Source organism: Shewanella sp. 10N.286.52.C2 (assembly GCF_002874545.1).
Taxonomy (GTDB): Bacteria; Pseudomonadota; Gammaproteobacteria; order Enterobacterales; family Shewanellaceae; genus Shewanella.
Map to the genome: position 1 here is coordinate 110,786 of NZ_MCTV01000010.1, position 12,263 is coordinate 123,048.

Here is a 12,263-nt window from a genome sequence, read left to right on the forward strand (position 1 = left end):
AATCCACCAGCAGTTATTTTTAAAAATTAGTCTGGTGTTAATGCATTAAAAAGTCCGCAATGATTAATCACTGCGGACTTTTCATTTAAGCCTAAAAGAAACAAATATAAACTAATAAGGCTTACATATTGTTTAGCTATTAGCTTGTTTCTGCGCTAATGCATATTTTACTTGCGCTAACGAGGTACCGCCTAAAGCTTCACGTTTTGCTAAGCATGACTCAATCGTTAAGCACTCATAAACATCATCACTGATAATTGGACTAAATTGCTGTAGCTCTGAAATAACAAAATCTTCTAATGGAGTTTGTTTGGCAATGGCAGCCACGACCACCTCACCAACAACATGGTGCGCTTCTCTAAATGGCATACCTTTAGCGACCAGATAATCTGCAAGCTCGGTAGAATTAGCATAACCTTGCTGAGCTGCGACTAAAGTTCTTTCACGGTTAACTTGCAAGCCACTTAATACTAATGCTGCCATTTCAAGACAAATAGACCAGCTATCCATGACATCAAATAAGCCTTCTTTGTCTTCTTGCATATCTTTGTTATAAGCCAGTGGCAATGCTTTCATGGTAGTAAGAATACCCATTAAGCTGCCATAGACACGGCCCGTTTTGCCTCGAATTAACTCTAAGGCGTCAGGGTTTTTCTTTTGTGGCATTAAAGATGAACCAGATGTCACTTCGTCATCAAGCTCAATAAAACCTGCTTCACCACTGTTAAAGAAAATTAAATCTTCAGCCATACGGCTTAAATGCATCATGCTTATTGAAGCGTCGCTACATAACTCAACAACATGATCACGATCTGACACTGAATCTAAGCTATTTAAGGTTGGCGCAGCAAAGCCTAATGATTGTGCAATTTGATGCCTGTCCATTGGATAAGCTGTTCCCGCAAGGGCGCCAGTGCCTAATGGACAAGTATCAGCACGCTTTAGTGCATCTTCTAAACGGCTAATGTCACGTTCAAACATTTCTACGTAAGCTAAACACCAATGGCCAAATAAGACTGGCTGAGCTCTTTGCAGATGGGTATAGCCAGGCATCACAGCATCAATTTCACGCTCAGCAAGCTTAACAAGTTCAGCAGAGAGCTTTTTCAGTAATGTAAGTGAGTGCTGACCTTCTTTTTTACACCATAGTTTTAAATCTGTGGCTACTTGGTCATTACGCGAACGCCCTGTATGCAGCTTTTTACCTAGGTCGCCTACTTTGGCAATTAAAGACTGCTCCACAAAACTGTGAATATCTTCTGCGCCAGAAGCAATAATCAATTCTGGTTTGTCAGCAACTTCGCTAAGTAGCTCATTTAGCGCACCATGCAATTGCTCACATTCTGCTTGGGTTAAAATGCCCACTGAAGTGATTGCTGAAGCCCATGCAATTGAGCCAATAATATCTTCTTCAATTAAACGATAATCTACTGGTAATGAGTCATTAAATAATTTAAATAATGCACTGCTTTCTTGACTGAATCTTCCGCCCCATAACGCCATGTCGATACCCTCTTTTAACTTATTCTATAAAAACGGGGCTATATGAGCCCCGTATCAATCTTAAATAACAGGAAATTACTTGGTATTTAATGCTCTAATACGGCTTGATAAAGAGTAAAGGCGGATAAAGCCTGCTGCATCTTTTTGGTCATAAACATTGTCGTCACCAAAGGTCGCGAACTCTTCTGAATATAAGCTGTTTGGAGAGCGCTTTTTCACCACACTTGCTTGGCCTTTATAAAGTTTGACGACCACTTCGCCGTTAACTAATTCAGCTAAAGATTCTGACGCGGCAATCAATGAATTACACAATGGCGTAAACCAACGTCCATCATATACAAGATGAGCCATTTGTGCGCCGACTTGCTCACGCCACTCACGGCTTGTTTTATCGAGCACTAGCTCTTCGATTGCGCGTAGGCCTGCAAACATCACTGTTCCACCAGGGGTTTCATAACAGCCACGAGACTTCATGCCCACTAAACGGTTTTCGGTAATGTCGATACGACCAACACCGTGTGCTGCAGCTAATTCATTTAGCTTCATTAGTGCGTCATATGGAGATAGCGCAACATCATCAACATGAGTAACACGACCATTGGCGATGGTTAGCCCAACATACTCAGGGGTATTTGGGGCATCTTCTGGTGCCACTGTCATGGTCCATACTTCTTTGCTTGGCTCATTCCACGGATCTTCTAACTCACCGCCTTCGTGAGAGATATGCCATGCGTTGGCATCACGGCTATAAATCTTAGTCGCTGATGCTGTAGTTTCGATGTTTCTTTCAGCAAGGTAATCAAGCAAATCTTCACGGCTGACCATTGACCATTCACGCCAAGGCGCAATAACGGTTAACTCTGGTGCAAGTGCGGCAAAACAACCCTCGAAACGTACTTGGTCATTACCTTTACCGGTACAACCATGACATACCGCATCAGCGCCAACTTTACGGGCGACTTCTACTTGCGCCTTAGCAATAATTGGACGCGCCATTGAGGTACCCAGTAAGTACGTACCTTCATAGATAGCACCTGTGGCAATAGTCGGATAAATATAATCAGCCACCAGCTCTTCTTTTAAATCGACGATATAACACTCTGAAGCACCTGATGCGATGGCTTTTTCATATAAACCTTCAAGTTCTTCTGCACCTTGACCAACATCAGCACAAAAGGCGACAATTTCACAATTATCATAGGTTTCTTTTAGCCATGGGATAATCGCTGAGGTGTCTAATCCACCCGAGTAAGCTAATACGACTTTTTTAATATTTGGTTGTGCTGCAATTGACATGGTAATTCCTAACGTAAATTTGTTTTATAAAAGCTCGCTAACGCCAGCTGATGAAAATATGATTTATTAACCTAACAAAGTAACCAATACGGCGTTTTGTGCATGCATTCTGTTTTCTGCTTGCTGGAGGATAAGTGAACCTTCACCATCCACTACTTCTGCTGTTGCTTCCACTTCACGGTAAGCTGGCAAGCAATGCATAAAGTAATTGGCACCTACCTTATTCATTAATTCACTATTAACTTGATAAGGCTTAAATTTCGCTTCAATTTCTGCCATTGAAGTATTGTCGCCCATTGAGATCCACGTATCTGTGTATATGGCATCTTGCGGGCCCATTTCACTCACATCCGAGGTCAAGATAAGCTTGCCACCATGCTTGGCAGCCAAAGCTTGTACTTCACAGACAATATTGCCGTCAGGGAAGTGGCCTGGCGGGCAAACTACAGTCATGGTCGCACCTAAGATAGCAGCGCCATACATCAAAGAGTGTGTCACATTGTTACCATCACCTAGGTAAGCTAATTTCACTTTACTTACATCATTAAACTTCTCTGATAAGGTCAAAAAGTCTGCTAAGCCTTGGCAAGGGTGGTACAAATTACATAGCGCATTAATCACCGGAACTGACGCATGTTCAGCAAGACCTGCAATAGTTGTATGCGAAAAAGTTCTTGCTACAATCGCATCTGCCCAGCACGAAATGTTAGTCGCAAAATCAGATACTGGCTCACGTTTGCCTAATGCACCATTTTGTTGATCAAGATAAACTGAATGACCACCTAGCTTGTTAATACCGATATCAAAACTTACTCGAGTACGCAGTGATGGCTTTTCAAATAACATCACCACACTTTTGCCTGCCAGCGCTTGATTATAATCAGCTGGGTTTGCTTTAATTTTTTTCGCCAAAGCCAGTAAGTCTAATAGCTGGGTTTGCGACAAGTCTTTAAGTGATAATAAGTGTTCCATTAGCTTTGCTCCTAAGGCTGAATTTGAGTGCCAACGGATTGTCCGTTAGTTAATGCTATTAATTGTTGGGGTTGTTTCCATGAGGCGACCTGTACGGCTTTGCCCATCCATTGAGCGACCTCTAATGCCGCTTCAACTTTTACTTTCATGCCTTTTTCAATCACACCTTGCTCCACAAGCGAGCTAATTTGTTGTTGATCTAATTGGGCAATTAACTCACCTTTAGCATCAAGTACACCGGGTACGTCTGACAATAACACCAGCTGACCGGCAACGAGTTTAGCTAATGCGGTAGCGGCTTGATCGGCATTGACATTCAGCATATCGCCCGCTGGTGAAATCGCGATTGAACTGCAAATAGGTAACCAGTTTTGCGACAATAAATAAGTTAAATAACTCGGATCATTCGGTGATACTTCCCCCACCAAACCTAACTTTTCATGTTTAATTTTGGCATTGACGATATTGCCATCAGCCAAGCTCATGCCCACACTGACGATGCCAGCTTTAATTGCCGCGGCCTGTAAAATTTTATTCGATGTGCCTGCCAAAGCGCCAACAACAATCGGGATCTGATCAGCAGGGGTAACACGCAGGCCCTCAAGCTTAATCGTTTGCTTGCCATTAGCTTCAAGCTGTTCATCGACCAAGCAACCACCGCCGTGAACAAAAATCACTTTCTGCCCTTGCTGCATCATTTCAGCAACTACTGACATCAACTCTGCCATGCCAGGCTCTGATTGCAACAGCGCGCCACCCACTTTAAGTACGATAACAGGGTTGGTATTAGACATAATCAAGGCTCCTGTTATAGACCGAAGTGAATATTAATGCACTGCAGACCTTGGCTTGCAGCGCCTTTCATTAAATTATCAATGGCGCTAGCGACCACTAGGTAATTGCTTTGCGGGTCAAACTTCCAGCCCACGATACAATTGGGTGTTAGCACCACATCATCGACTTTAGGAAATTGGTTATGCTTTACGCTCACCAGTGGCGAGTCATCATATACGCCATAAGCTTTAGCAATGTCAGCTTCTGTAGTACCCGCTTTAAGTTGCACAGTAATGGTGGCTAAAATTCCACGCTTAAAATTACCTAAATGCGGGGTAAAGATAACTTCTTGACCCAGCTGGGTGGCGATTTCTGGTTGATGTCTATGCCCTAATACACCATAGGGCGTTAAGCTGACTTCACAAAAACTGGTATGCAATTGGGCTTTTCTGCCTGCACCGGTCACACCACTGACTGCGTTAATTACAGGGTAAGCATCAGTTAACAATGGTTTTAATGGTTTTAGCGCTGTGAGTGATGCAGTTGGATAACAACCTGGCACAGCAATCATTTTGCTATTAGCAATGGCTTGCGCGTTCCATTCTGCTAGGCCGTAAACCGCATCAGCAAGCACTGCTGCTTGAGTATGTTCAAAACCATACCATTTAGGATATTGAGCGGTATCAGCAAACCGATATGCGCCACTTAAATCAAATACAGCTAAACCTTGGTTATAAAAGAATGCGGCCAATTCCAAACTAACTGAATGCTCTGTTGCTAATACAACAGCGTCAGCTTGATCAACGATGGCTTGTTTAGCCTCAGCCGATAACGGTGACAGAGGAATTTGAATGTGTTGATAACTCGGGTATAGATCTGCTAATAACCGGCCTTTATCTAGACTGTTTTCAGAAACATATAAGCCTTGGATCGATAGTGACGCTTGCGCATCAATAAGAGCGGTGATTTGTGCTCCGGTATAACCACTAGCACCAATTATTGCGATTTTTTTCATTATGTTGTCATCTTTAAGTCAGTAAACTATTAATTTTTATTTGAAATATGAGCAGGGTGCTCGAGATTAAAACTATCGTCGAGAATAGTTTACTTTGGGATCTGTTACAGTAAATTGAATCGCAATTACATACATATCTATAGTTCTTAAATATTTATCAAGTTATGGTGAATTCCTTAGCTGTTTGCTAGACTAACACAAAACATTACTTATGCAATAATTATGAATGATTATTTAATTAAATATTTATAAAAGGCCCTTATGAACTCACTACCAGAATTAAAAGATGCTTTTAAACAGTTGATTGCACTACCTTCAATCAGTGCCTTAGAAGTAGAACAAGATATGAGTAACCATGCAGTTATTGCACTGCTACAGTCTTGGTTTAGCGACATGGGGTTTGACTGCACAATTAGTACTGTCGCTGATAGCAGAGGTAAACAAAACCTTGTCGCCACCATTGGTTCTGGCAAAGGCGGCTTGTTATTAGCTGGCCACACCGATACCGTTCCCTTTGATGAAGGTCGTTGGAGCCAAAGTCCATTTGAATTAACTGAGAAAGACAATCGCTGGTATGGCCTAGGTACCTGCGATATGAAAGGCTTTTTTGCCCTAATCATGGAAGCGTTAAAAGACATCCCATTAACTGAGTTAAAGCGTCCATTACATATTTTTGCCAGTGCCGATGAAGAAACCACCATGAATGGCGCTAAAGCCTTTGCTGAATCAACATCTATAGCACCAGATTATGCCATTATCGGCGAGCCAACCAGCTTAAAGCCGGTGTATATGCATAAAGGCCATTTAGCCCAAGGTATTCGCGTTATTGGTCGCAGTGGTCATTCATCAGATCCTGCACGTGGGCTTAATGCCATCGAGATAATGCATCAAGTCACAGGTCAGTTAATAAAGCTCAAGCAACACTTAAGTGAAAACTACCGAGAAGATGCCTTTAGCGTGCCCTACCCAACCATGAACTTTGGCCATATTCACGGCGGCGATGCAGCCAACCGTATTTGTGGCTGCTGCGACTTACACCTTGATATTCGCCCACTGCCCGGTATTGAATTAGCTGATTTAGAGTTAATGGTCATTAACTACCTTGCTGAAATTAATAAGCAATATCCAGGCAGTATTGAAGTACGCACCTTATACCCAGGCTCTGAGTCATTTGCAGGAAAAGCTGATAGTTATTGGACCAAGCTGGTTACTGAGCTTGCTAATAGCCAAGCTGAAGTGGTCAATTACGCCACTGAAGCGCCTTATATAAATCAATTAGGCTGTCAAACATTAGTACTTGGCCCCGGGAGTATCAATCAGGCCCATCAGCCCGATGAATATATTGGCCTTGAATATTTAACCCCAACGGTTGAGCTCATTAAAAAACTGATTTATCAAGCTTGTATTAAATAACAACAAGCAGATTAATGGCTTTTGAATTTATCTCATCAGCCATTGACCAAGCAGTTGTCGCTCGCTATTGTGCTAAAGCTTATGGAAAAATTGTCACCGCTTATTAAGTAACTTATGGAGTAATTATGGCAGATCAAACCGCCGATATGTATGCATCCTTGCGTTCTAATGTCAGCAACTTAGGACAAATTTTAGGTGATACTATGCGCGATCATCTTGGTGAAGGTTTTCTCGAAAAGGTCGAGCAAATCCGCATTTTGGCTAAAGAATCCCGCCAAGGAAATGCAGAATCACGCCAACAGATGCTCACTTTACTCAACTCGCTTCCTGATGAAGAATTAGTCCCGTTTGCCAAAGCCTTCAATCAATTCCTTAATTTGGCGAATATCGCGGAGCAATTCCATACCATTAGCCGTAATTGTGATGAGCTTGTATGTACACCGGATCCAGTAGAGCAGCTACTTGGACGAATGCTTAACAGCAGCTCCAATGAGCAAGAGGTTATCCAGTGTCTTGAAAACCTCGATATCGATTTAGTACTCACAGCACATCCCACCGAGATTTCACGTCGCACCCTCATTCAAAAATACTCCGCGGTGGTCGATTGTCTGACAGAGCAAGAAAATCAGCAACTAACTGAGCGAGAAATAGGCCAATCTCATTTACGCTTACGCCAGCTCATCGCACAAATATGGCATACCAATGAAATTCGTCATGACAGGCCAACCCCTGTTGATGAAGCTCGCTGGGGACTTAGCACAATTGAAACATCACTATGGCAAGCTGTACCCGACTTCTTACGCCAGCTCAATGATCATGTACAAGCTAAAACGGGCAAACAAATTTCCACAGACATATGCCCAGTACGTTTTTCTAGCTGGATGGGCGGAGATAGAGACGGTAATCCATTTGTTACCTCAGTCGTCACACAAGAAGTATTACTACGAAACCGCCATGCTGCCGCACGCTTATACCTCAAAGATATCGTTAAGCTGATTAATGAATTATCCATGGAAGATGCCAGTGAAGAACTGATGGCATTAACCAATAACAGTAAAGAGCCCTACCGTGATGTGCTGCGTGATCTACGTAACAAATTACGTAATACCATCGACTACTTAAATATCCGCCTTGAAGGTCATCAAGTCGATATGAAACCTGATGAAACTATTTGGGAACTTGAAGACTTAAAGCTACCACTAGAGCTGCTATACCGTAGTTTAACCTCATCAGGTATGCGGCTTATTGCCAACGGATTATTGTTAGATATTCTTCGCCGTATGGCCTGTTTCGGTATCCATATGCTCAGGTTGGATATCCGCCAAGATGCTGAACGTCACAGCGACGTCATTGCCGAGCTAACACGCTACTTAGGCCTAGGTGACTATGATCACTGGGATGAAAACGAAAAGCAGGCGTTTTTATTACGTGAGCTAACAGGTCGCAGACCGCTTATTCCAAGCACGTGGCAACCAACGGCTGACGTACAAGAAGTGCTTAACACCTGTAAACTGGTTGCAAGCCAGCCTGCGACAGCACTGGGTTCATATGTTATTTCAATGGCAAGTAAGCCATCAGATGTATTAGCGGTGCTGTTATTACTTAAAGAAAGTGGCTGCCAGCATCCAATGCGCGTAGTGCCATTGTTTGAAACATTAAGTGATTTAACCACAGCAGCTGATTGCATGACTCAACTGCTTAATATTGACTGGTATCGCGGTTACACCAAAGGCATGCAAGAGGTGATGATCGGCTATTCAGATTCAGCCAAAGATGCCGGCGTGATTGCTGCTGCATGGGCGCAATATCATGCCCAAGAGCAATTAGTAGCAGTATGTAAGAAAGCAGATGTAAAACTGATGCTGTTCCATGGTCGTGGTGGCTCCATTGGCCGAGGCGGCGGACCAGCTCATAAAGCAATTTTATCGCAACCACCGGGTTCTGTTGATGGTCGAATCCGTGTCACCGAACAAGGGGAGATGATCCGCTTTAAATTTGGCCTACCTAAAGTGGCCGTTCAAAGCTTGGCTTTATATACTTCAGCAGTTATGGAGGCAACCTTACTGCCGCCACCTGAGCCTAAACAGCAATGGCGTGACTGTATGCAGCGCTTAGCAGATGATTCAGTTAAAGCCTATCGCGGCATCGTCCGTGAAGAGCCTGATTTTGTGGCTTACTTTCGCGCAGCGACACCTGAAGTTGAACTAGGTAAACTGCCATTAGGGAGTCGCCCAGCAAAACGTCGTGTCGATGGCGGCATTGAGAGTTTACGCGCAATCCCATGGATATTTGCATGGTCTCAAAACCGCCTAATGCTACCAGCATGGTTAGGTGCAGGCGAAGCACTACAAGCCGCGTCACAACGAGGTGAAGCTGATTTACTCATAGAAATGGAGCAACAATGGCCATTCTTTGAGACCCGTGTTTCAATGCTTGAAATGGTATACATGAAAGCGGAGCCAAACCTTGCTAGTTATTACGATAGCTGCCTTGTTCCTGATGAATTAAAACATTTGGGCATAAAGCTGCGCGCCAGCCTACAATTAGGTATTGATGAGGTATTGTCATTAACCCAATCAGAAGAGTTAATGGCGCATACACCTTGGAACCGCGAGTCTGTTAAGTTACGTAACCCGTATATTGACCCACTCAACTTTTTACAAGCTGAATTGCTCGCTCGTACCCGTAATGAAGATCAAGCATCTAAACAAGTAGAACTTGCACTGATGTTAACCATTGCTGGCGTCGCAGCAGGAATGAGAAACACTGGCTAATGCGCATACTTAAATGTGGTTTAGGTTTACTAATGCTATTACTGACTGGTTGCGCCACTCAGTACAGCATTAGTGAGTCTGAAGTTGAAGATTACCTAAATAACGAGATGCATTATGAAGTCTCCCAAGGTAACCAAGTTTTTGGGCTTCAACTTAAACTCAATGATATGGAAGTAGAATTGGGCCACAAGCCCAATACTATTGCGGTCACAGCCCAAACAAGAATGGCCGTTAAAAACCCTTTTAAATCTATAGAAGCGGATCTTGTGACAACATTTGAGGCTGAGCCTTGGTATGACGTTGAAACCAAAAGCATCTATTTAAAGAAGTTAGATTTGGTTGAGGTTAAATCAACCCCCGCAGATATTGAAAAAATGCTTTCATCAATCACACCACAGCTAATGATGTTTCTTAGTACTTTTCTAGCATCGCAACCTGTCTACGTGCTGGATGAAAATGATGCTAATCAAGCACTAATGGCCTCAATCACCAAAGAGATTGAAGTGCAAAAAGGCAAGATTGTCATTAAGTTTTAAACCTTAATTATGCAACTGAAACAAAAAAAGTAGCAATAAATATTGCTACTTTTTTTATATAAAGACAATAAGCTTAATTACTTATCAAAACGTTTTATTGATGGGTAATCAACAATAATCGCTTCATCTAATAATGCTCTGCGTAACATGTCATAGGCAACTGCAGCGCTTAAACTGCGCACCAAACTTCGTGAGCGGCTGGAAACTTTAATCATCTGACTATATACCGCATTTTTAGTCGCCAGCGCAATGGCCACTGTCCCAACAGGTTTTTCCTCTGAACCTCCATCAGGTCCAGCTATGCCACTAGTAGATAAGGCGTAATCACTATCTAAAATCTCTCTAGCGCCTTTAGCCATAGCCTCAACAGTTTGAATAGAAACCGCGCCGTGATCATCCAAAACCTGTGGATTAACCCCCAGTACTTTGACTTTCGATTCATTGCTATAGGTCACTAAGCCATGATGTAAATAAGATGAGCTGCCTGCAAAATCAATTAACTGGCTCGTTACTAAACCGCCAGTACAAGACTCTGCAACACTTAAACTAAAACCAGATTGATATAAACGTTGATGAATTTCTGCAGCAAGTGTGGGCTTATCATCAGCGACCACTGCAGTACCGAGAATCGCTTTGACTTCTTGGGTCACGCTTGAGAGTTGTCTAATTGCTTCATCGCCACGAGCAAATATTTTAATCTCAATATGTGGCATAGAAGAGCGGTAACCTAAGGTGACACCATCAGGCAAAGTTAAATCCGCTAGGCTATCAGCTAAAGAAGACTCCCCATGACCTATGGTAAGCAGTTTTTTTAGCGCAGTGTTTTCACTAGCTTTAAATTCAGCCTTAATAAAAGGAATAAACTGCTCGGTGATCATGTGCTTTAATTCAAAAGGAACACCGGGAGTAAAAAATAACCATGCTTTATTTAACTTAACTCTAAAACCACATGCTGTTCCAACAGGATTATCAATCATTACTGCAGACTCAGGTAACCAAGCCTGTTTAAGGTTACTCTTGGCCATCACACGGTTGTTACGCGAAAACCATTCAATTAATTTCTCTCGCCATTCAACATTCTCAACTAAAGGCTCCCCCTTAGCTAACGCCATCGCTTCTGCTGACATATCATCACTGGTTGGCCCTAAACCGCCGTTAATAATAATCACATCGGCATGATGGCTTCTATCAATAAATGCTTGAACAAGATCATCTAAGCGATCACCAACTGTAATACGGTGCTGCATTTCAATACCTAACTCCATCATGGTATTAGCAACCCAGGCAGCATTAGTATCTATAATCTGGCCAGATAGTACTTCTTCGCCAGTACAAATCATCTCTAGTTTCATCATTATCCCTAAAAAGCCTGTCTTGAAAAGAAACAACAAGCAAGATTAAATCCGCAAAATAACCTACAAGATAGCTTACCATCATGATAGCTGCATTACGTTACTGCTATTTAATACTGCAATAGGTTGTTTTAAGTTCAACTTGTGCACTCAACAGGTTCTTAAGTGAATTATTAATTGTAAGCAGCGCTATAATCACAAACACAATAAAGCCTGACTCTTAAGTAATAGGCTAATTATTCTATTTAGAAAAATTAGGCCATTGACTTAAAGCTGGTTCTACATTGGCTTATTGCCCACATTTATATTCAGAAAAATATGGTTAAATACTTCAATTATCAGAACTTGTTGATATTTATATCCTAAAAACGAAAAAAGCCCTAACTGTTAAGTCAGGGCTTTATCGACTCTCTGATGAGAGATATTAGGCGCTTGGCGATGTTCAGCTGCGGAGAAATCCTCCGCGCTCCATGTCTGTATAAAGCTTTGCTTTATAACCACAGACATTACACCCTACTTTCACATGGGCATTCGTCCACACTCACCGCTCACGCTGATATGTTGCAGCTAATAACTCAAATTATCAGCATTAGGATTTATTCTTTTTGCCCCAATACGAAAAAAGCCC

At 42.4% G+C, this 12,263-nt stretch carries 9 protein-coding genes; 3 read left to right on the plus strand and 6 right to left on the minus strand.

The features are described from left to right. Nucleotides 1-132: 132 nt before the first annotated feature. The 5 genes from argH to argC all read right to left on the minus strand — a co-directional run bounded on the left by argH (nucleotide 133) and on the right by argC (nucleotide 5,560). Nucleotides 133-1,503: an argininosuccinate lyase gene (gene argH, locus BCU94_RS05215; RefSeq protein WP_102440344.1), complete on the minus strand. Its 1,371-nt coding sequence runs from the start codon at nucleotides 1,501-1,503 to the stop codon at nucleotides 133-135. 75 nt (nucleotides 1,504-1,578) lie between these two features. Beyond that, nucleotides 1,579-2,799 carry an argininosuccinate synthase gene (locus BCU94_RS05220; RefSeq protein WP_102440345.1) on the minus strand — a complete coding sequence of 407 codons (1,221 nt, stop codon included), beginning with the start codon at nucleotides 2,797-2,799 and terminating at the stop codon, nucleotides 1,579-1,581. Nucleotides 2,800-2,865: 66 nt separating this feature from the next. After that, nucleotides 2,866-3,771, minus strand: coding sequence for an ornithine carbamoyltransferase (locus tag BCU94_RS05225; protein ID WP_102475812.1), 906 nt, complete (start codon nucleotides 3,769-3,771; stop codon nucleotides 2,866-2,868). An 11-nt stretch (nucleotides 3,772-3,782) separates the two neighbouring features. Further along, entirely contained in the window at nucleotides 3,783-4,565 is a 783-nt protein-coding gene (gene argB / locus BCU94_RS05230) for an acetylglutamate kinase (protein WP_102440346.1), read from the minus strand. A gap of 14 nt (nucleotides 4,566-4,579) precedes the next feature. After that, nucleotides 4,580-5,560, minus strand: a complete 981-nt coding sequence (gene argC, locus BCU94_RS05235; protein ID WP_102475813.1) for an N-acetyl-gamma-glutamyl-phosphate reductase — start codon at nucleotides 5,558-5,560, stop codon at nucleotides 4,580-4,582. Nucleotides 5,561-5,821: 261 nt separating this feature from the next. Here argC and argE point away from each other — a divergent pair, with 261 nt between their 5' ends. The 3 genes from argE (at nucleotide 5,822) to BCU94_RS05250 (ending at nucleotide 10,283) form a co-directional block, all read left to right on the plus strand. Beyond that, nucleotides 5,822-6,973 (plus strand): acetylornithine deacetylase, encoded by a 1,152-nt coding sequence (gene argE / locus BCU94_RS05240; RefSeq protein WP_102440348.1) that lies wholly within the window; start codon nucleotides 5,822-5,824, stop codon nucleotides 6,971-6,973. Nucleotides 6,974-7,098: 125 nt separating this feature from the next. Beyond that, nucleotides 7,099-9,747, plus strand: coding sequence for a phosphoenolpyruvate carboxylase (gene ppc, locus BCU94_RS05245; protein WP_102475814.1), 2,649 nt, complete (start codon nucleotides 7,099-7,101; stop codon nucleotides 9,745-9,747). After that, nucleotides 9,747-10,283, plus strand: a complete 537-nt coding sequence (locus tag BCU94_RS05250) for a DUF1439 domain-containing protein (protein ID WP_102440350.1) — start codon at nucleotides 9,747-9,749, stop codon at nucleotides 10,281-10,283. The genes ppc and BCU94_RS05250 overlap by 1 nt, the downstream gene beginning before the upstream one ends. Nucleotides 10,284-10,360: 77 nt before the next feature. On the opposite strand, the gene BCU94_RS05255 is transcribed toward BCU94_RS05250, so the two are convergent. Beyond that, nucleotides 10,361-11,635, minus strand: a complete 1,275-nt coding sequence (locus BCU94_RS05255) for a CinA family nicotinamide mononucleotide deamidase-related protein (RefSeq protein WP_102440351.1) — start codon at nucleotides 11,633-11,635, stop codon at nucleotides 10,361-10,363. Between the last annotated feature and the right edge of the window lie 628 nt (nucleotides 11,636-12,263).